At 43.8% G+C, this 20,443-nt stretch carries 18 protein-coding genes; 5 read left to right on the top strand and 13 right to left on the bottom strand.

Annotated features, from left to right (window positions below; all coding sequences use genetic code 11):
• Positions 1 to 192 precede the first annotated feature (192 nt).
• The 5 genes from MHB50_RS01955 to MHB50_RS01935 form a co-directional block, all read right to left on the bottom strand.
• Positions 193 to 3,324, bottom strand: coding sequence for an MMPL family transporter (locus MHB50_RS01955; RefSeq protein ID WP_339161499.1), 3,132 nt, complete (start codon positions 3,322 to 3,324; stop codon positions 193 to 195).
• Complete coding sequence (locus MHB50_RS01950) at positions 3,321 to 3,770, bottom strand: MarR family transcriptional regulator (protein ID WP_077109893.1); 450 nt, start codon at positions 3,768 to 3,770, stop codon at positions 3,321 to 3,323. The genes MHB50_RS01955 and MHB50_RS01950 overlap by 4 nt, the downstream gene beginning before the upstream one ends.
• Positions 3,771 to 3,831: 61 nt before the next feature.
• Positions 3,832 to 4,212, bottom strand: coding sequence for a hypothetical protein (locus tag MHB50_RS01945; RefSeq protein ID WP_139345555.1), 381 nt, complete (start codon positions 4,210 to 4,212; stop codon positions 3,832 to 3,834).
• 393 nt (positions 4,213 to 4,605) lie between these two features.
• Positions 4,606 to 5,160 carry a nitroreductase gene (locus MHB50_RS01940; protein WP_339161497.1) on the bottom strand — a complete coding sequence of 185 codons (555 nt, stop codon included), beginning with the start codon at positions 5,158 to 5,160 and terminating at the stop codon, positions 4,606 to 4,608.
• A gap of 73 nt (positions 5,161 to 5,233) precedes the next feature.
• Positions 5,234 to 6,526, bottom strand: a complete 1,293-nt coding sequence (locus MHB50_RS01935) for a pyrimidine-nucleoside phosphorylase (RefSeq protein ID WP_339161495.1) — start codon at positions 6,524 to 6,526, stop codon at positions 5,234 to 5,236.
• Between the two features lie 160 nt (positions 6,527 to 6,686).
• On the opposite strand from MHB50_RS01935, the gene MHB50_RS01930 reads away from it, so the two are divergent.
• Positions 6,687 to 7,220 (top strand): YceI family protein, encoded by a 534-nt coding sequence (locus tag MHB50_RS01930; protein ID WP_340084785.1) that lies wholly within the window; start codon positions 6,687 to 6,689, stop codon positions 7,218 to 7,220.
• A 668-nt stretch (positions 7,221 to 7,888) separates the two neighbouring features.
• Here the strand turns inward: MHB50_RS01930 and mscL are convergent.
• Both mscL and MHB50_RS01920 read right to left on the bottom strand, forming a co-directional pair.
• Complete coding sequence (gene mscL, locus MHB50_RS01925) at positions 7,889 to 8,281, bottom strand: large-conductance mechanosensitive channel protein MscL (protein ID WP_340084784.1); 393 nt, start codon at positions 8,279 to 8,281, stop codon at positions 7,889 to 7,891.
• 259 nt (positions 8,282 to 8,540) lie between these two features.
• On the bottom strand, positions 8,541 to 10,037 hold the full coding sequence (locus tag MHB50_RS01920; RefSeq protein ID WP_340084783.1) for a GGDEF domain-containing protein: 1,497 nt from the start codon (positions 10,035 to 10,037) through the stop codon (positions 8,541 to 8,543).
• A gap of 288 nt (positions 10,038 to 10,325) precedes the next feature.
• Here MHB50_RS01920 and MHB50_RS01915 point away from each other — a divergent pair, with 288 nt between their 5' ends.
• The 4 genes from MHB50_RS01915 to MHB50_RS01900 all read left to right on the top strand — a co-directional run bounded on the left by MHB50_RS01915 (position 10,326) and on the right by MHB50_RS01900 (position 14,741).
• Positions 10,326 to 12,266 carry a TRAP transporter permease gene (locus MHB50_RS01915; RefSeq protein WP_077109888.1) on the top strand — a complete coding sequence of 647 codons (1,941 nt, stop codon included), beginning with the start codon at positions 10,326 to 10,328 and terminating at the stop codon, positions 12,264 to 12,266.
• 25 nt (positions 12,267 to 12,291) lie between these two features.
• Entirely contained in the window at positions 12,292 to 13,275 is a 984-nt protein-coding gene (locus tag MHB50_RS01910; RefSeq protein WP_340084782.1) for a TAXI family TRAP transporter solute-binding subunit, read from the top strand.
• 257 nt (positions 13,276 to 13,532) lie between these two features.
• Entirely contained in the window at positions 13,533 to 13,934 is a 402-nt protein-coding gene (locus tag MHB50_RS01905) for a transposase (protein ID WP_077109887.1), read from the top strand.
• Positions 13,935 to 14,168: 234 nt separating this feature from the next.
• Positions 14,169 to 14,741 (top strand): transposase, encoded by a 573-nt coding sequence (locus MHB50_RS01900; RefSeq protein WP_236016983.1) that lies wholly within the window; start codon positions 14,169 to 14,171, stop codon positions 14,739 to 14,741.
• A 327-nt stretch (positions 14,742 to 15,068) separates the two neighbouring features.
• On the opposite strand, the gene MHB50_RS01895 is transcribed toward MHB50_RS01900, so the two are convergent.
• From MHB50_RS01895 to MHB50_RS01870, 6 genes are all read right to left on the bottom strand, one after another.
• The gene (locus tag MHB50_RS01895) at positions 15,069 to 16,271 is read right to left on the bottom strand and encodes an acetyl-CoA C-acyltransferase (RefSeq protein WP_340084781.1); all 1,203 of its coding nucleotides are present in this window, start codon (positions 16,269 to 16,271) and stop codon (positions 15,069 to 15,071) included.
• Positions 16,271 to 16,921 (bottom strand): 3-oxoacid CoA-transferase subunit B, encoded by a 651-nt coding sequence (locus tag MHB50_RS01890; RefSeq protein WP_340084780.1) that lies wholly within the window; start codon positions 16,919 to 16,921, stop codon positions 16,271 to 16,273. Before MHB50_RS01890 ends, MHB50_RS01895 begins: the two co-directional genes overlap by 1 nt.
• The gene (locus MHB50_RS01885; protein WP_340084779.1) at positions 16,918 to 17,610 is read right to left on the bottom strand and encodes a CoA transferase subunit A; all 693 of its coding nucleotides are present in this window, start codon (positions 17,608 to 17,610) and stop codon (positions 16,918 to 16,920) included. Before MHB50_RS01885 ends, MHB50_RS01890 begins: the two co-directional genes overlap by 4 nt.
• 152 nt (positions 17,611 to 17,762) lie before the next feature.
• Positions 17,763 to 18,596 (bottom strand): alpha/beta hydrolase, encoded by an 834-nt coding sequence (locus MHB50_RS01880; protein WP_340084778.1) that lies wholly within the window; start codon positions 18,594 to 18,596, stop codon positions 17,763 to 17,765.
• A 25-nt stretch (positions 18,597 to 18,621) separates the two neighbouring features.
• Positions 18,622 to 19,089 (bottom strand): DUF3237 domain-containing protein, encoded by a 468-nt coding sequence (locus MHB50_RS01875; RefSeq protein WP_340084777.1) that lies wholly within the window; start codon positions 19,087 to 19,089, stop codon positions 18,622 to 18,624.
• Positions 19,089 to 20,228 (bottom strand): muconate/chloromuconate family cycloisomerase, encoded by a 1,140-nt coding sequence (locus tag MHB50_RS01870; RefSeq protein ID WP_340084776.1) that lies wholly within the window; start codon positions 20,226 to 20,228, stop codon positions 19,089 to 19,091. The genes MHB50_RS01875 and MHB50_RS01870 overlap by 1 nt, the downstream gene beginning before the upstream one ends.
• Positions 20,229 to 20,443 lie beyond the last annotated feature (215 nt).

Below are 20,443 nucleotides of genomic sequence, written 5' to 3'. Positions count from 1 at the left end.
TCCGCCTATGCGCGGGTAAGCTCCTTCTATACGCGGGTAAATTCCCCTATACGCGGGTAGCTTCCTCCCTTCACGAATCAACGGGTAGCTCCCCCTCCCTTGCGCGAGGGTTCCGTTTGCCGTTAGTTTTTCGCAAGCGGGTTAAACGCCCTCAAAAAAAACCGGGAGGCCACTGCCTCCCGGTTCAGTATGTTACTGATCGCTTTTACGCGGTATAAAAGGCCACCAGTTTGCTTTTCCCAACAGGTTGATGAGTACTGGTACAAATAGCGGCAGGACGATTAAAGCGTAAAACAGTAGTCCTGTCAGTACTAATGTGGCTATTTGCAGCATGGACAAGACGCCTGATGGCAGCATTGCCGCAAAGGTGCCCGCTAAAATAATGGCAGCACTGATGATGACCGTACCCATATTTTTCATAGCGAGCATAATGCCTGTTTTCACGTCCAGCTCTTTGTATTCGGAAAAGCGGTCCATCAAAAAGATAGAATAGTCTACGCCAAGGGCAATCAAAATGACGAACCCGAAAAATGGTGTAACCCAGTTGATTCCCGGATATCCAAGAATGTTGACAAAAATCACTTCCGTCATCGCGATTGATGAATAATAGGTTAATAGCAGCGAAGCAATGATATAAATCGGCATAACGAGCGACCGCAGTAAAATGATTAAAATGACGACGATTCCGGCCATCATAAACATGACGGTTTTTGAATAGTCCGCATCAGACATGGACTCGAGATCCCTGTTCATGCTCGTTACGCCGCCGATACCGATGTTGGCCTGTTCCAGTTTCGTGTCTTTAACGGCATTTTGAATCGTATCTTCAATATCAGAAAGCATCGTCATCGATTGCTTCGCATATGGGTTGGAATCAAGGACCACGTCAATTGTTGTCATTTTACCATCCCCGGACATGTATATATCAAACACGCGCTGGAATTCCTTGTCTGTCAACAATTGGTCCGGAATATAAATTCCCGACTGCTGTATGTCGGTGTCTTTTGCCAAATTGGACAAGTGCTGTTTCGCTTCGCCTAATCCACCTTCTATTTCTTCAAGACCTTCACTGCTGGCGGATAACCCGTCGCTTAATTCATCCAATTGGTTTCCCATTTGACCAAAGCCAGAACGAAGTTGTTCCTGACCACTAGCAATTTCCCCCATTCCCGATGCAATGGCCGGGATTTCATCGACAACTTGCTTTTGGCCAGAAGCAGCGGCTCCCAAACCTGACTCCAGTTCCTTCAAACCGTTCTCTATTTCTTTTAAACCCGAAGAAAATTGGCCCAAGCCTTCTACTATCCTTGTTAGTTGGCTGTTTGCCGTTGCAAGACCCGTTCTCACTTTTTCCAACTCGCCATTGAGAGCAGAAACCGTTCCTCCGGCAATCGCAACCTGCTTTGTCGCATTCTCCACAATGGACTGAATCTCGGCGAAATTTGGATCGTTAATGATTTCCGGGTGATTTTGCGCTAGTTTTCCGAGCGGCTCTTCCAACGACATGAGCTGATTTTGTGCCCCTTCCAAAGTCGACGGTATTTTCCCATATTCAGAGCTTAATTGCGCCAAACCCGTTTGAGCCTGCTCATATCCCCCCAGCAGTTCTTTCGTTCCCGCCTGAAGTTCCGCGGCCTTTTGACTTGCTTCAGCCGCCCCTTTTTTCAACTCACCAGCGCCATCTGTTCCCTGGCGAATTCCATTTTCGATGGCACCCAGCGCCGTTTGCAGTTGACCGACACCGGACTGCAATTCTTTCGTGCCTTCTTGCAACTCGCCAATCCCGCCGGTTGCCTTATCCAACTCTGGTTTGGAATCCTTAATCGAAGTAGCGGCCTCATTTAAGCCATCTTTGATTTTCGAGATGCCTTCTGTTCCTTCACCGATCCCTTCGCCGAGTTGATCGGCTTGCTTTTTCACATACAACTCTTCCAGTTTATCACCTGTCGGCCTTGTGACACTGCGGACTTTTTCCACGTGTTCAAGCTTTTCCAAATCATTTCCGAGCGACTCAATCAAGGTTAAATACTCTTTTGGTTTCATCGGATCGTCATTTTCAATGACGAGTTGAACCGGCATCATTTCGCCAGGACCAAAATTATCCTCAACAATGTTGAATCCTTTGACGGAGTCATACTCATCGCCGATTTCATCCAATGAATTAAATGAAAGTTCGCCGTCATAGCTTACAAGAAGCGGAACGGTGAAAAAGGCAACGATACCAAGGGCAACAAGCGGTCTTGTAATCGCGAGGTTTCCCATCCAGCCCCATAATCTACTTTCTTTATGAGAAATATTTTTTTTCACCGGCCAGAAAAGAGCTTTTTTCAAGGTCGCCATGAAAAAAGGAACGATCGTAAATAGGGCAATCAAAAGCACAAAAACGCCGACCGCTACCCCTGCTGCCGATTGATAAAGTTTAAATGAAGCAAACCCGATTGACGCAAAACCGATCATGACGGCAATGGCGCTGTATACAACCGTTTTTCCAGCCGTTTTGTAAGTTGCGACAATGGCGGAATAAATATCCTGCCCGTTCGAAAGCTCCTCCTTATAACGGCTTAGCAACAAAATACAATAATCAGTTCCAATTCCGAAAAGCACCGCCACCATGAATGTCTGTGTAAAATTGGAAACCGGAAAGTCGAGCCGATCTACTAAAAAGGCAACGATCGACGAACTAGCCAAATACGTCATCCCAACTGTTAAAAGCGGAATAAACGGAGCCACAGCGGAGCGAAATACTAACAGAAGAACGGCCATAATGAAAATAACGGTAATGATTTCTGTTTTTTTCAGCCCTTTTTCTGAACTGATAATGACATCTTCGTTGATGAGCGCATTTCCAGTCATGTACGTTTCCACATCGGCTGTACTGATCTCCTGATCAAGACGCTTGCGCACATCCTTTATTTCCTCGTCCCCAATCTTCACATCGAGCAATGCAATGACTGTATTCTTTTCTTTGGAGACAAGCTGGTCCGATAAGTCCTTGTCTTGAAAGTGGGTCGTGATTTCACTGATCCCTAATTCACTTTTTTTCTGGTCGAGTGAATCGATAGTGGACGCAATATTTGAAAGCTGCCCCTCGGAAAATGTGTCATTGCTATGAAAAACGGCGATAAATGACTCGCCCCCTTTTTCTTTAGGTGAGTGTTTGGCCAATATATCTGCCGCCACCGTTGACGGATATCCGTCCGCAATTGTCAACTGGCCTTTTTCCCGGACAAGTTGATTCATATTCGGCGCAAATACGACTAATGCTATCGCGCAAACTATCCAAGCAGCCAAGACGAGCCATCTCAGACGCAAGACCGTTCTCATGTTTTTTCCCCCCTGTAATTCTCGATGTGATAGGCAATTTTTTCAAAAACTTGCAGAAAACGCTCCATTTCATCTTTTGGAATATCTTTTACAATCGTTTCAACAAACTCGTTGATTTTATTTTCCATCGTTTCGTAGTATTCAACGCCCGCCTCAGAAAGTCGCAAATAGACACTTCTACGGTCTTCGATGTCCCGTTCCCGGATAAGCAATCCTTTTTTTACAAGTTTATCCGCACGAACCGTCACGGCACTTTTATGTACGTACAGCAACTCGGCAAGTTCTGAAACCCGAATGGTGCCAAGCTTGTAAACCTGTTGGATAAGTGTAAATTGTTCAATAGAATAGTCTTTTAAAAGCTGTTCTGAAACAAGCGTAGACATCCCTTTTCTTCCAGAAAGCATAATATTCATAAATCGCTCAAAAATTCGTTGATTGATTTCCATGGTTAGGACATCCCCCCTAAATAGTTGACCCCATAAACTATAATAAAAAACAATATGTGCGTCAATGCTCCAAAATCACTACGGGGGGTGTCGTGATAAAAATAAAGAGCGGGAAGGCTGGCCAGATGGGGAAAACTACTGAAGTTGATGAATCGTACGACATTTTTTCAAAGAGCGCCGAAGAAATAAAAATCACCTCCAGCATAAAAGTCAGCCTTCCATGGCCGTCTTCGATTCCATATCCTCGGAAAAAGCTTTCGCTTCCCTTTTGTGATCTGGCCGCTGGCACCGGAATTCCCTGGACGACGATGGACTCAATCAGCAACTCTTCACTAAGGTAAAGCTTTTTCGTAATCCCATCCGATTTAAGCCGACCATTTAAATGAAAAAAGGACCCAAACGGGTCCTCAGACTGTCGACAAACCCCCCGAAAATTAAACACGGCAAATCCATTCATACTTTTGGATTTGCTCGTCTTTTTTGGGGTTTACTCGCGACTTTTAGGGATTACTATCCACTGTTTTGGTTTACTCGCGACTCTTCGAGATTACTCTATCCACTTTTTTGATTTACTCGCGACTCTTCGAGATTACTATCCACTTTTTTGATTTACTCGCGACTCTTCGAGATTACTATCCACTTTTTTGATTTACTCGCGACTCTTCGAGATTACTATCCACTTTTTGATTTACTCGCGACTCTTCGAGATTACTATCCACTGTTTTGGTTTACTAGCCGATTCCAGGTAATTACTTGCCATTCTTTAGATTTACTGGCGGCTTTTGGGACTTACCATCCACTTTCTCTACAAGCTGGGGACCCAAACGGGTCCGCTTTAAAAATCTGTTAACTTTTCAGCAGGATTCGTCCGATTCCGGCTTCTTTTTGCCACTATTTCTTTATCAAAATATCCCACTTGCATGATTCCGGCGATTTTTTCTCCAGGCTCGACACCGAGCGCCGAGCGGAAGCGCGGGTCATGTATATAAGCTGGTGTTTTCCAACATACGCCGATTTCCTGTTCCCAGGCAAGAAGCTGGAAGTTTTGCAAGAGGCAGCTTATTGCCGCAAAATCTTCCTCCCGTATTTTTTGCCGCGGATCGTCGTCCACCACTGCAATCAAAAAAACCGGCACTTCCCCAAACTTGGCGCGGGTGCTTTCATGCTTTGCAGGTTCAACACATGTAAGCACTTTTTCGATAAACGCTTCTCTCCGTTCTCCCGATATAAAGATAAAACGCCACGGTTCACGCACGCCATGTGTTGGAGCCCAAACAGCATCCTCCAACAATGATAGAATTTGTTCGCGGCTAATTTCTTTATCAATAAAACCTTTTTTAATAGATGTTCTTTCACGGATGACTTCCGCAATTGAGTTAACAGCCAACATATCTTTACCCCCATCATTTTATAAATGAGAATCACTTTCATTGATCATATCACGAAGCGGCAAATGTTGAAAGTCATCCTCTGATTAATGGTATTTGGTCAATCTTTTCTTTGGAAAAACGGTACGCTTTTACGATTTTTTCCATTACAGTCGAAACATTTTGGACATTGCTGTGAATTGTCGCGATCGACTCTCCTGAATGTACCCTGTCTCCAATTTTTTTATGCAACATGACTCCAACACTTAAGTCAATATCGGATTCCTTTGTTACGCGGCCCGCTCCAAGCAGCATGGCAGCTGTTCCAATTTCGTCGGCTTTGATTGCCGAAACATATCCATTTTCAGGGGATGCCACCGGAATTTGATAAACAGCCTTCGGAAGCTTTTCCGGATTATCAACGACAGAAACATCTCCTCCCTGTGCGGCTAAAAATTGTTTGAACACTTGAAGTGCTTCACCGCTTTTCATGACTTTCTCCAGTAATTCGCGTGCTTCTTTTTCAGATTCCGCTTTTTCTGCAAGCACGATCATTTTACTGCCTAAAACGAGACATAATTCGGTTAAATCAGCGGGACCTCTTCCTTGTAGCGTTTCAATGCCTTCCTTTACTTCCAATGCATTGCCAATCGCATTGCCAAGCGGCTGGCTCATATCTGAGATGACTGCCATCGTTTTTCTGCCCACCTGGTTGCCAATTTCAACCATCGTATTCGCAAGCAACCTGGCGTCTTCAAACTTTTTCATAAAAGCGCCGGAACCAGTCTTAACATCCAACACAATCGCATCGGCGCCTGCAGCGATCTTTTTGCTCATGATGGAGCTTGCAATAAGTGGAATTGAATTTACAGTTGCAGTTACATCCCTAAGACCATATATCTTCTTGTCGGCCGGTGCGAGATTCCCCGATTGCCCGACGATCGCGAGTTTGTTTTGATTGACAAGCCGAATAAATTCTTCTTCCGATACCTCTGCCCGATATCCCGGAATAGCTTCCAACTTATCGATCGTTCCTCCCGTATGTCCCAGCCCTCTGCCAGACATTTTGGCCACCGGAATGCCGAGTGCTGCGACAAGAGGCGCCAAAATGATACTAGTCGTATCTCCAACTCCACCCGTAGAATGTTTGTCAACTTTGATTCCATCAATGGTTGATAAATCAATCCTGTCCCCTGACGAAGCCATTGCCAGTGTAAGTTGCGCCGTTTCCGCATGGGACATCCCTTGAAAATAAACGGCCATGAGGAATGCGGACATTTGATAATCGGGAATTTCGTTACTAACATAGCCATTTACGACGAATTGAATTTCTTCGGGCGTCAATTCTTTCCCATCACGCTTTTTGGCAATCATATCAACCATACGCACGACCAACCATTCCTTTCCCTGTCTATTTCTCTAATTTGATTATTCATCGTTCCATCACGCTTGTCAAAAAAAAGCAAACATATTCCCTTTACAAATAAATAACTATTAACTATAATTAAAATACAAACTTACTTTTTGTAACTAATGAGGAGGAATTATAGTGGCGATTTCTAAATGGACACTTGATAAAGCGCATAGCACGGTTGAATTTTCTATTCGGCATATGATGATTTCAAGAGTAAAAGGAACTTTCAATGAATTTTCTGCTGATATAAAAGCGGACCCTGAAGATTTGACAACTGCCGAGGTTTCTTTTTCAATCGACGTGGCAAGTATTGACACTGGCAACGAAGACCGCGATAACCATCTTCGGTCTGCCGACTTTTTTGATGTTGAAAAATACCCGACTTTGACATTCAAATCAACAAATTTCGAAAAACAAGGAAAACAATATGCCGTGACGGGTGAAGTCACCTTGCATGACGTGACCAAAACGGAAACATTTACTGTTATACCAGGTGGTGTGGTGAAAGACCCAATGAGTGGAGCCGAAAAAGCTGGCTTCAGCGTCGAAGGTAAGATCAATCGGAGCGATTATGGTTTGACTTGGAACGCCCCACTTGAAACGGGTGGTGTCGTAGTCAGTGATGAAGTAAAAATTGCCTTGGAAATCCAAGCAAGTAAAAATGAATAATCATGTGTGTTGGTCATATTCAAAAAAGCAGCCGGACGACTGCTTAGGAGGCTGTCCGAAAAGTAATATTTCAGCTTGAAAATAAAAAACAAACCCCAGAATGCCGTAAATATCGACATTCTGGGGTTTTACATTTAGTGCATTTACTCTAAATTGGACATTTTAGATAGCCCTTAATCATGACAAATCCATATAACCTTTGGGATTTACTCGTCTTTTTTGAGGTTTGCTAACGACTTTTGGAAATGACGATCGACTTTTTCTCTTACTCGCAACTTTTGAGATTTACGATCCGCTTTTTCGACTTACTCACGGCTTTGGGGATTTACGATCCACTTTTTCGATTTACTCGCAACCTTTGGGATTTACGATCCACTTTTTCGACTTACTCGCAACTTTGGGATTTACGATCCACTTTTTCGACTTACTCGCAACTTTTAGGATTTACGATCCGCTTTCTCTTCAACCTAAAGCAGACGGACGGCTGCTTCGGCTTATTTTTTAATGGGATTGCGGAGGATAGGATGAACGGGACGCCAAAATTCCTTATTACATAAAAAAATCCATCGTATTAATAAAGCAATTTTTTCGTCATTTGGATGTCTCATCCTTCTGCTACATTCTTTACAAGCTACTTCCTCTTCGAACAGTCCTGACTGCTTTACCACTCATTCTTGCACATTCCTTTTTTCCGCTTTTAACAAATCGCGAATTTCTGACAGCAATTCCACTTCTGACGGCTTTTTAGGAGCATCGGCCTCATCTTCTTTCTTTTCAAATTTCACCTTATTAATTAACTTTATAAAGACAAATATTGCTGCCGATATAATAAAGAAATCCACAATGCTTTGGATAAATATGCCATATTTAATCACAGCATCGCCCATTTGGAGTTCCAGCTTTTCAAAACTGTAGCCCCCCAACAAAATGCCGGCAAGAGGCATAATAATATGCTCCACTAGCGATGAAACGATTTTTCCGAAAGCTGCCCCGATCACGACCGCCACAGCCAAATCAAGAACATTTCCTTGAATGGCAAACTTCTTGAACTCTTTCCACATCCTCTTTCCTCCTCATGAAAAGCATACTAACATTCTACTTATTCATCTTCATTTTACAAGCTGGAAAAAAAAGTTAGCAAGCTTTCAATTTTGGTTGAAAAGAATTCAAAAGGTGACATCGGAAAAATCATCCACCCCAGCTTTTCTTGTCGACAATTCACTTTTGCGTTACTGGACTCTGGTTGTTCGTTCCGTCATTCCAGCAAGCAGCCATTTTCCAAAAAAAGGAACCCGCATGCCTAAATTCCGAAACATCAACTTAAAATCCTGCTTCGTTCGTTTTTTGGAAAATTTGAAATTGATTTTTTCCGTTTTCCTTTGATTCATATAAAGCACGGTCGGCTTTTTCATATAAGCTCGCCAAATCATCTTTCAAATCGGCAAAAGCAATGCCGATACTGACGGAAATATCGATTTGATTCCTGAAGCGTATTTCACCAAATTGCTCATCAATATCTTTAATAAGAGAGGAAGCAACGAATATGATCTCGTTTTCGTCCAAGCCGGAAATGATAACGGCAAACTCATCGCCGCCAAGCCTTGTGGACTCATGGCTTTTTCCTACACATCTTTGAATGCGATAAGCAGCCATTTTTAAGATTTGGTCCCCCTCCAAATGACCTAAGCGGTCATTGACTAGCTTAAAGTTATCAAGATCAATCATCATTAAAGCCAAATTTTGTTTCTTGCTGCTTAATTTTTGTTTTACAATTTCCTCAAAGGCCGCCCGATTTTTCAGTCCGGTTAAACTGTCATGAAATGCCAAATACATCGGCCGCGCCATCCAGCGCGCGATAATCATGGAGATGATGATGGCCCCGGTAAAAATAATAAGCATCTGAGAAAAAAACTTGTTCCGGCTCTTACTCAACGCTTCATGCAAATCATCTTCGTTATAAATGATTTCTACAACTCTGCTGGTGGAATACCCTCGTGCTGATTCAGCCGCATAAGGAACATAACGGTACGTGACGTCTCTTCCGTTATACCGGCCTTTTACCTCTTGCGACTTTCGCGTTTTGGTCGCCGATTTAAATGCTTCCCAATTGTCGGATGAAAATGTGATATCTTCTTTTGTCTGATCATTTCTTCCGATCACATATCCGTCATTATTAAAAATTCGAATCGAGTCAATAATGGAGAACTTATTCTCAATCTCTACTTCTGCATCAAAATAATTGAATTGCTTAAAAATCTCGCCGTTTTCCAGAGAAACACCGAGTTGCAATATGTATTTACGGTCAGGAGTAGGGATATAGCTGAATTTTTTGACTTCTCCACTGGTTTGTTGGATGTCCAATCCGTCATCCACAAATGTCCCTTCATTTCTCCTGATATTCAGCAAATTGGCGAACTCTGCGCAGCATTTACGAAAATCAAGGCCAATATCCGGCTCATAACTACTGTGAATAATGACATTCTCATTATTTATGATGTAAATGTCCATGCCGATTTGTTTTTTTAAAGATGTAAAATCCCAAGTCCTGAAATCAGGATTTTGTTGATACAATCCCAGCAGGACTTTAGACTTATCTTCCATATCCTTGGCAATATTTTTGTCAAATAGCATATACGCTTTGTCAATCGTATTCAGAGAACTTAAAATATTGTCCTCGACCATTTCCAGCTTCAACTTATGAGCTTCAAACAGCGTATTTTTAAGGTTATTTTGATTGAGCAACGCAACGACAAAAGATATAAAAATCGAAAATATAATCATAATGAAGGTAAGATGCAGTCTGAAATTATTATTCAAATAAACCTGCACTCCTTTAAATTCAAGTCGCGTCAAGGACTATTATACTATCATATAAACTTTTGGGGAATATGCATTCGCCAAACGGTCAAAAAGTAAGAAATTAATCGTTTCTCTACTTTGTCAACGTCAAAACCATTTTGTTACCGATAATCCACCTGATTTCTTTCATAAAAATGGCTTAAATAAATCTGGAAAGTAGTCACATTTTGTTAAATCAGTTTGCTATAATGATAATAATTCATTACCATTATATATAAATCTATTAAGAACCAGGGGAGTTTTTAGTTGGAAAATCAAGGGAATGCAACAAATGAATTGATTGAAAAAGCAGACAGTGAATTTCGAGTTAAGCATTACGCAGGAAAAGCCGCAAAGGTGGTCACAGGGATAGCAGTCATTTGGTCCATATTCCAAATTTTCACCTCCAGTTCGGGGGTTTTCGATGCCATGACTCTTAGGGGATGGCATTTATTATTTTTACTGGTCATGACGTTCTTGTTATATCCCGCAACGAAAAAAAGCAAAAGACATATTGTGTTTCCATCTGTTATTGACTCGATCCTTATTATTCTAAGTATTCTGTCTATTAGTTACGTTTTGCTCAACTATAAGGCGATTGTCCTTAGAGGGGGATTTTTAATAACAGCGGATTACATTTTCGGAGCCATAGGCATTCTCATGGTATTCGAAGCCGCCCGCCGGGTAGTTGGAAATCTCGCCATATTAGCACTGATTTTTCTGTTATATAACTTTTTGGGACCGTTCATACCCGGGACATTTGGCCACAGCGGATTTTCAGTAAATCGTATTATTGACTATCTTTTCTGGGGTAGTGAAGGGATTTTTGGAATAGCGATCGGCGTATCTGCCACTTTCGTCTTTCTTTTTATCTTGTTTGGCGCATTTTTAAGCCGAAGCGGCTTTAGTCAATTTATTAATGATTTTGCATTGACGATAGCCGGACGTTCACCGGGGGGACCTGCAAAGGTGGCTGTTATTGCTAGCAGCTTGATGGGAATGATTAATGGAAGCGCGATTGCGAACGTGGCAACTACCGGAACATTAACGATTCCTTTGATGAAAAAAAATGGCTATAAAGCCCGATTTGCTGCGGCTGTCGAAGCAGTTGCCTCCACTGGAGGACAGTTTGCTCCACCAATTATGGGCGCCGCCGGATTTGTCATGGCCGAATATTTAGGCGTTCCGTATACGACGGTAATGATCGCTGCCATTATTCCGGCTGCTCTTTATTATTTGGCCTTGATTATGGTTGTCCACTTTGAGGCAAAACGTCTCGGTTTAAAAGGACTGTCCAAGGAAAATATCCCCAAGGCCATGGAAGTCATAAAAAAGCAAGGCCATTTATCTCTTCCATTAATCGTCTTGCTTGGCATGTTGTTTCTTGGTTACACTCCGCTTTATGCGGCGGTCTTTTCCATCGCGGCCTGTATTGTCGCAAGCTGGCTCAGGAAAGAAACGCGGATGGGCTTAAAAGATATCTTGTTGGCGCTCGAAGAAGGAGCGAAAGGGGCAATTGGCGTAGCCGTAGCTTGTGCTGTCATCGGAGTCATTATAGGAACGGTGTCATTAACAGGCCTTGGCCTGAATTTCGGATACAGTGTCATGAATTATACAAATGACAGTGTTTTATTTGCCGCGTTTCTTGTCATGCTGATGAGCATCGTGTTAGGGATGGGTGTACCCGGCGTAGCGGCTTACGTCATCGTGGCGACGGTAGGCGCACCAGTTTTGGTCAACCTCGGTGTCACACCGCTTGCCGCGCATATGTTTGTTTTAATTTACGCCTGTTTATCCAATATTACGCCGCCTGTTGCCCTAGCCTCCTATGTGGCGGCCGGGATCGCGAATACGAGTCAGCACCAGGTCTCCATGACTGCGGTGAAGCTCGGAATCACCGGATTTATTCTACCGTTCTTCTTTATCTTTGAACCGGCCCTGCTGTTGGGAGAAGCTGCCTATTCAAAAAGTATCTTGCCTTCGATTACCGCAGCGATCGGGGTCATTTCCCTGTCTGCTGGGTTGCAGGGCTGGCTTTTATCATGGGCGTCAAATATACAACGCGTCCTGCTCACAGCCACTGGCTTATTCATGATTTCACCCGATTATATAACAGATTTAATCGGAATCGCCCTGCTCGTTATCGTATTGGCTTGGCAAGCTGCAACAAAGAAGAAAGCCCAGGATGTCAAACCATCTGGCACGTAATCAACTTAGAGAAAGGATTATGAAAATGAAAAATAAGCTTATTTTCTTATGTCTAACGTTATTCATTTTAACTCTTGGAGCATGTGGAAGTAAGGATGGCGGAAAAAGCGGAGGTTCTAAAAATACAAATCTTAACTTCCCGACCGCTTCTACTACCGGAACAATCTACCCATTGGGCTCGGCAATGGCCAACATGTGGGGTAAAAAGGTCGAAGGCGTACGTGTCAATGCGCAAGCCTCCAACGGCGGTGTTGACAATTTGAATATGATGAAAGAAGGCGAAGCACAAATTGCATTTGCCACCGCGGGTATCGCTTGGGAAGCCTATAATGGAGAAAGAGGATTCAAAGACCGCAAATATGAGGATCTCCGTGTCATCGCCGGCCTCTATTACAACCCAAACCAAGTCGTTGTTCGAAAAGATTCCGGAATTGAATCGCTAAAAGACTTAAAAGGGAAACGTTTTGCTCCAGGATCTGTAGGAAGTACACCTGAAGTTGTATCAAGTATTATTCTCCCTGCATACGGGATTAAATACCCTGAAGACATCAAAGAAAACTTCGTCGGATTTACAGAAGCCATTGATTTAATGAGAAATAAACAAATAGACGGCGCATTGATTCAGGCGGGTCTCCCAACTGCTGCGGTAACAGAAATGATTTCAACGGCGGATGGAACATTAATTGGCATTGAGCCGGAAGTTCGCAAAGAATTAATGGAAAAATATCCATGGTACGCAGAAATGACCATCCCGGCAGGAACTTATGACAACCAAAAAGAAGACGTAGATACGCTCGCCATTAAAATGCTGCTTTTGGCTGACGCTTCAGTAGACGATGAAGTGATATATGAATTGACCAAATCCTTCTGGGAAAATCTGAACGAATTGGAATCAACACATGCCATCGTCAAGCAAATGAAGTTGGAAGACGCAACTACAGAGCTTGCCGACATTCCGTTGCATGACGGCGCAAAAAAATATTACGAAGAAAAAGAGGTATTAAAGTAATTTCCAATTAAAACATACTAAGATTAGTAGCACAAACCAAGGCCATGGTTTGTGCTACTATTTTTATAATAGAAGTGAAAGAAAGTCCGACTGAAGCCTCGGGGATTGCGAATCCAAATGATAAACCGGGCTTCTTCACTTTCATTTTTGAATCAGGTTTAAGTATGTTGGAGCCATAGAGCTCGTGTATAGGAAATTGGAATCGAAATGAATAAGTGGAGATCTTTCAAATAATCAAGAAGAGCGAGGCAAAAATATTGGGATTAGTCATTGCTTTAGATATCTCTATGGGGAAAAGCTACAAAGTCACCTATGATGATCAAACTTGTCTTTCGGAAGGAGAAATTATTCACAATAAGGAGGGTTTTCAAGCGTTGCTTGCGGAAATTCAAAGTCTCCCTGAAGAACCTATTCTTGTTTTTGAATCAACAGGGGTCTATTCAAAGCCAGTTGAAACCCTTTGTCAAAGAAATAAGCTGCGTTATTGTGTATTAAACCCTTTTGAGGCAAGAACAAGGAACCCTAAGAAGCTGGAAAACGGACAAGCACGATGCTCACAAACTTGCACAAGTCCATCAACATCATTACCGAACGAAAAAAACAACAACCTGAAATTGATAATGAACTCCGAGATCTTTCTCGTTTCTACCAAGAAATAGAGGAGGAAATAAAGCGTACACGAATGCACTTACATAATGCACTTCAATTAAGCTTTCCAGAACTTGAACAATTCTTTTCAAGTAGAGTTACGCCATATGCCTTGACTCTAATTGAATTATTTCCACATCCGGAATTTGTCTTACAAACAAGTCGAACAACAATCAAAAAGCTTTTGATGAAAAGCACCACCAAAAAGATATCAGAGAATCGCCAAACAAAAAGCAAGTCAAATTATGGAATACGCAAAGGAGTCTTATCCTGCTGTTTCTTCGAACAGTGTTCAAACACAAAAAGTTCAATACTACGCGCGACAACTACTTCACCTATTGGAGGATAAAGAAAGCATTTCTGATCAATTGATAGAGAATGCAAAAAAAATAACGGAGTTTGAGCTACTTATAAGCCTTCCAGGGGTTGGTGGAATTAGCGCGGCGCTTTTCATAGGTGAATTTGGTGATCTTTCTCGCTTTTCGAATCATAAAAAAGTGAACGCATTTATTAGTATTGATATCCGAAGGTATCAATCAGGGAAATATACAGGTCAGGATCACATCAATAAACATGGAAATCCAAAAGGAAGGAACATTTTATACCTCATTGTTCGGAACATGATACGTCAACAACAAGCAGTACCCAATCATATCGAGGATTATTATTATAAATTAAAAAAGCAACCTACTCCCAAAAAGGATAAGGTTGCCACTGTAGCTCGCATGAATAAGCTACTAAAATGTATCTTACCATGGTCGGGAACAATACAAAGTACGATTATTCGTACACGGTCTCTTTGGACCAATAATATATAAGTATTATACCACGAATACCCTCAGTTTAAAAATTTGAATTGGCTGAGGTTTATTTCCCATTCACAAAAATAGGAAAGTAGAATAGTACATTAATTAAAATGTATGCTTGACTAATCGTAGGAAAAGTAGGCTCGTTCATCCAAATACGAGACATCCCGCCTTTGATCATTTCACGCATTGGATTTGTCTCGTTAAAGGAGTATCATCCGACAGTTGCTTTTATTCACAAATATAAAAACAGGTGGAAAAAAACTCCACCTGATGTTTTCTAGAAAATTTAATCTTGCATGAAGCCGTGTTTGCTTTTTTTCAAGCACGTAGGTTTGATCAAAAGAGATTTTCTATCGCGACTGAAATCCCCTGGCCAACTCCTATGCACATAGTGGCCAGTCCTCTCCTGGACTCTCGTTTTTTCATTTCGTAAATTAATGTAGTTAGAATTCTGGCGCCGCTCGCGCCAAGGGGATGCCCTAACGCAATCGCGCCACCATTTACATTAACTTGTTCCCTATCAAGGCCGAGCTGTTTGATACATTCCAATGATTGTGACGCAAAGGCTTCGTTTAATTCAACGAGATCAAAGTCCTGTGGAGAAAGCCCGGTTTTCTTTATTAATTTTCGCGTGGAATAAATCGGCCCAAGTCCCATGACGGCTGGCTCCACCCCTGCCGTCGCGGATGCGGTAAATTTCACTAGTGGTCGCATTCCCAGTTCCTTTGCCCGTCTTGCGCTCATGAGCAGCAGTGCCGAAGCGCCGTCATTCACCCCGGATGCATTGCCTGCTGTGACTGTTCCACCGGGAAACAAAGGAGGGAGGTTGCCCAACTTCTCCAGCGACGTGTTTGGACGCGGGTGTTCATCTTGATCAACAATTGTTTCCCGGCCTTTTTTGTCTATAAGCACAACCGGAACCATTTCCTCGGAAAATCGCTTGTTTTCAATAGCCGCTTTTGCCCGTTGCTGGCTGATGTAAGCAAATTCGTCTTGCTCTTCCTGTGAAATACCATATCTTTTTGCTACATTTTCTGCTGTTTGGGGCATGGAATCTGTTCCGTACATCTCCTGCATTTTCGGATTAATAAACCGCCATCCGATCGTTGTATCAAATAATTCCATGTTTCCCCTTGGGAAATCCTGTTCAGGCTTTTTCATAACAAAAGGCGCCCTTGTCATGCTTTCTGTTCCACCGGCAATGATAGTCTCTTCTTCACCGGACAAAATCGTTCGGGCGGCCATACTGACAGCATCCAGGCCAGATCCGCAGAGGCGGTTGATCGTTGTTCCGCTGACTGTTTCAGGCAAGCCCGCAAGAAGAAGAGACATCCGGGCCACATTCCGGTTATCCTCTCCGGCACCGTTAGCATTGCCGAACAGCACATCTCCAATCTCCTCTTGCGGCAAATCCGGATTTCTATCCAACAACGCTTTGATGACAATGGCGCCCAGATCATCCGGACGGACATCTTTCAAAGCTCCTCTGTATCTCCCAATCGGTGTTCGTACCGCATCCACAATCACCACGTCATTCATCAGCTTCCCTCCATCTGCAAAAGCTCTTCACTAACCCGGAAAGAGGCTGTTGTTTTTTCTTTCACTTCATTTAGTGTGGCGTTACCCATCAGTTCCATACATTCATAGCTGCCCTTCTTCCATTGAAACACCGCCAGGTCGGTGATAATGACATCTGCAATCCTCGTCGCCGTAATCGGATAAGTACAGCGTTCCACAAACTTCGGCGAACCCTCTTTTGAGACGTGGCTCATCGTAATAATAATCTTTTTCGCTCCGGACAAAAGATCCATGGCCCCTCCGACACCGATAATATCTTTTCCGGGAATGGCCCAGTTGGCCACAAGTCCCTGTTCATCAACCTGCAAGGCACCCAGAATGGCGACATCCACGTGGCCGCCGCGAATCATGGCAAAAGAATCGGCACTATGAAAATAGGAAGCTCCCACCGCTTCACCAACAGGCAGCTTCCCCGCATTCACTAACAGCGGGTCCATCTCATCGTCTTCCACGGAGGTAACCCCCAATAGACCGTTTTCGGTGTGTAAATAGTATTTACTTTCATCTAAACAATTTGGGACAAGGGTCGGAATGCCAATCCCCAGATTGATAATCGAATAAGGAGTGAGTTCTTTGGCCGCGCGCTTGGCAATTATTTCTTTCATGTTCATACTTCGACCACCCCTTTTTTCGTTAAAACAAGACGGCTCATGACCATGGTATCTACATACAGATGCGGAGTAATGATTTCTTCCGGCGACAGCTCTCCGGCTTCCACAATTTCATCCACTTCAGCGATTACATAATCTGCGGCAGTGGCCATGATCGGATTGAAATTCCTGGCCGTTTTATAGTAGACAACATTGCCTTTTGTGTCCGCTTTTTTGGCACGAATGAGGGCGACATTCGCCTTCAACGCCTTTTCAAAAAGATACGTCTCCCCGTCAATCACTTTTGTCGCTTTTCCTTTTGCCAACTCCGTTCCTACTGCTGTCTTCGTATAAAAACCCCCAATCCCTGCTCCGCCTGCACGGATCGCTTCAGAAAAGGTTCCTTGCGGCAGTAATCCAATTTCAAGTTTTCCTTCGTTATACCATTTGGCCACTTCACGATTGCTCGTAAAATAGGAACCGATCGCTTTTTTAATTTTCCCCTGACGCAACAGCAGGCCCAAGCCTTTACCAGCTTCACCCACATTATTGCTGATGATCGTCAGCGCTTTAACATCATGGCGTGTCAGCTCATCAATTAATGTCAGCGGACTGCCAATCAGGCCAAAGCCCCCGACCATGATGACGTCCCCCGACTGAATAACTTTTTGTATTGCTTCTTTTGCATCCATCACTTTTGAGGCGCTCATGCCGTCACTCCCTTAATTGAGATAAAGTGAAACTTCATTCAGTAGGGCTCCTACTGAATGTTAGTTGAACCAATCGGGCATTTAGGTGCCGTTTTCTCACACTTAGACCTTTTGTATCAACTCAGGTCTTGATGTGGGAGTATTACGGCACCTTACATGCCGGATAAAAATGCCTGAATCTGCCCAATGATCTCTGGCTGTTTATGAAATACCAGCTCATAATGGTTCACTGAAGTGGCCTCGGTGTGAAGATCTGAGATCCATTCTTTTGTCTGGGCATAGCCGCCTTTCTGAAACAGCGGGCCCTTTCCCCCAATGCTTCCGGTCGCGACTAACAGAAAAGCGGAACATTGGATGAGCGGCAGTATTTTTTCCGGATGAAATGTATAAAAACTGTCAAAGTCACGCGTAATGATGCCGGGATCCGATTTATGCTTCCATACGCCATCTTCTTCTGTTATTTCGTAGCGGACAACTTCTTCCATCTGCTGATTCCATTCAATATTCAGCTTCGTATAAAGCTTCCTTGCTTCCTCCACATACTGATCTGGTGTGGAATAGGTTTTTTTCAAGCGTTCCAGCGAAGGGAGAACCAACTGTCTTGTACCGTCATCCGCCCTGCCGGCTCCATCAAGAAGGATCAACGCTTCCACATCGGACAGCCGGCTGGCGGCAATAGCGCTGATATACGCCCCCATCGAATATCCAAGCAGGATGGGACGTTTTATTTCCAATGTAGCAATCAAGTCGAGCAAATCATTGGCGTGGGTATCAATCGAGCTTCCCTCCGGCGCCGGCCCGCTGTTTCCGCGGCCAAGGATGTCATAGCTAATAAATCGATAAGTTCCAGAAAAAGCTTCCTGGTAATGACGGAGCTGTTTATGATGGCCGGTCAGTCCATGGGAGCCAATAATCGTGCCATTTTCCCCGGGAGTTTCCCGGATATAAAAAGTCCGTCCACTGTTTGTTGTTACATACCGTTCCATGTTATACCGATCCCCTCTTTCCGTTTTAATCGACTACATAGATGGAATAATTGACCTTTCCCGGCAACCTGATTCCTCTTGATACAAACAGCCTGCGGTTCAGCCAGTCATATTTGGAAGAGGCCGTTTCAAAAATGGGAGCCGTTCGGAAATAGTACTCGTCCGGGTCCACTTCTTCATTGTTGTCCAGGCGCTGAAGCACCTCGGGTTCCCCAGTGCGAATTCCCCGGTAAGTCATCAAAATCAGCTCCCCGTCATCCGTTTTGAGCAAAATCCGGACGTCTTGGATAATCGTGCCGTCATCCCGTACTGTAATCCAGTCGTCTCCTCCCGGAATCACTTCGGCAGTCAATTTGTCTCCCCGGAGGGCTCCCCCGGTCACACGGATGATCCGGCGGTTCCCAATGGGCGTTTTTCCAAGCAGATGAGCCCCTTCAACCGTTAATTCCATATCACATAAAAAAGAGAGAGCAGGGGCGGGCAGATGTTTCATCAGATCAACACTCCTTTCTCTTCTTTTCTCCTATATTCTTCCACTTTTTGCTCATCCAGCTCGACGCCAAGCCCGGGGCGGTCCGGTACAAAGAGGAAGCCGTCTTTGGTCGTCAGCGGATTTTTCACCAGGTCATCGGCCAGCCAGTCGGGACCGAACAATTCACTGCCCTCATTCAAATTTGGAATCGAGGCATAGACATGGGCGCAGGCGGCTGTTCCAATGGAACTTTCAAGTGATGTTCCTCCAAAACAAGAAATCCCTGCGGCTTCAGCAATTCCGGCAATCTTCATTGTATTTTTCATCCCGCCGGATTTATGAATTTTCAAGGAGAAAATATCTGCCGCTTTTTCTTTCGCCAGGCGCAAAGCATCCTGGACAGAAGCCAGGCTCTCATCAGCCATGATCGGAACCTTTTTCATCGCCGACAGCCGGGCCAATCCCTCAATATCTTCGGGAGGAAGAGGTTGCTCCAGGAAATCAATGCCCGCATCAAAGAAAGCATCCATCCATTTCATTGTGGAAATCCGGTCCCATGAGCCGTTCGGATCAATGCCGATTGTAGACCGCCCGTGGATTCCTTCGGCAATACGGATATTGCGCCTTGCATCATCTTCCGGAGCATCGTGCCCAGACTTTGTTTTGAAATGGGCATAAGTTTTCGAATGGACATGACCTTTGGCTTCTTCGATATCACCTTCCGGCGTACCGGAAGCAAGCGCCCAGCGGACAGGTATTTTTTCACGGCGCAGGCCCCCAAGCAATTGGTGGACAGGTACCCCATATTTTTTTCCCAATGCATCAAACAGCGCCATCTCCACCGTCGCTTTGGCAAAAGCGTTCCCGCGAATTTGGCGATTCAACTTCTGCAAAAGTTTTTCAATATACTCGGGCTCTTCATCGAGTAAAAGAGGGGCGGCATACCGATCAATGACGAGTTTCATCGTTTCCACACTTTCGCCGTTCCACCAGATCCCCGGTGTGGTGCCTTCTCCAATCCCCACTACCCCATTGCTTAACGCCAACTTGATCAATACAAAGCTTTTGGTGGAAACTTTTTCAGTTGAAAATTGATGAGGCCTTTTTATCGGAATATCAACAATGACCGTTTTTATTTCTTTTATTTTCGTTTTTTCCATTTCTACCCTCCTAACATATTTTTCGTACGCGACAGGAAAATTGATATTTGCTGCTTAAAATTCATTTCCAAGCTCTAGCCATGCCCGCCACGACAAATAAATGAAGTCGCAACCATTCGCAACTCCAAACGGATCGTCATCGCAAAATGAATTTGTCCATTGCAAACTATCGAATACTACAAGTTTTCGATATTAACTACCATCACCTTCTTCGC

Origin of the sequence: Siminovitchia sp. FSL H7-0308, from assembly GCF_037980985.1 — a bacterium.
GTDB lineage: Bacteria > Bacillota > Bacilli > Bacillales > Bacillaceae_C > Siminovitchia > Siminovitchia thermophila.
Note: the sequence above shows the minus strand (reverse complement) of the source record. Positions and strands in the feature narration are given on the sequence as shown.

Excerpts from the sequence above, each read along its gene's own strand:
- MHB50_RS01955 (WP_339161499.1), bottom strand. The coding sequence starts at position 3,324 with ATGAGAACGGTCTTGCGTCTGAGATGGCTCGTCTTGGCTGCTTGGATA.
- MHB50_RS01950 (WP_077109893.1), bottom strand. The coding sequence starts at position 3,770 with ATGGAAATCAATCAACGAATTTTTGAGCGATTTATGAATATTATGCTT.
- MHB50_RS01940 (WP_339161497.1), bottom strand. The coding sequence starts at position 5,160 with ATGTTGGCTGTTAACTCAATTGCGGAAGTCATCCGTGAAAGAACATCT.
- mscL (WP_340084784.1), bottom strand. The coding sequence starts at position 8,281 with ATGTGGAAAGAGTTCAAGAAGTTTGCCATTCAAGGAAATGTTCTTGAT.
- MHB50_RS01910 (WP_340084782.1), top strand. The coding sequence starts at position 12,292 with ATGAAAAATAAGCTTATTTTCTTATGTCTAACGTTATTCATTTTAACT.
- MHB50_RS01900 (WP_236016983.1), top strand. The coding sequence starts at position 14,169 with ATGGAATACGCAAAGGAGTCTTATCCTGCTGTTTCTTCGAACAGTGTT.
- MHB50_RS01895 (WP_340084781.1), bottom strand. The coding sequence starts at position 16,271 with ATGAATGACGTGGTGATTGTGGATGCGGTACGAACACCGATTGGGAGA.
- MHB50_RS01890 (WP_340084780.1), bottom strand. The coding sequence starts at position 16,921 with ATGAACATGAAAGAAATAATTGCCAAGCGCGCGGCCAAAGAACTCACT.
- MHB50_RS01885 (WP_340084779.1), bottom strand. The coding sequence starts at position 17,610 with ATGAGCGCCTCAAAAGTGATGGATGCAAAAGAAGCAATACAAAAAGTT.
- MHB50_RS01880 (WP_340084778.1), bottom strand. The coding sequence starts at position 18,596 with ATGGAACGGTATGTAACAACAAACAGTGGACGGACTTTTTATATCCGG.
- MHB50_RS01875 (WP_340084777.1), bottom strand. The coding sequence starts at position 19,089 with ATGAAACATCTGCCCGCCCCTGCTCTCTCTTTTTTATGTGATATGGAA.
- MHB50_RS01870 (WP_340084776.1), bottom strand. The coding sequence starts at position 20,228 with ATGGAAAAAACGAAAATAAAAGAAATAAAAACGGTCATTGTTGATATT.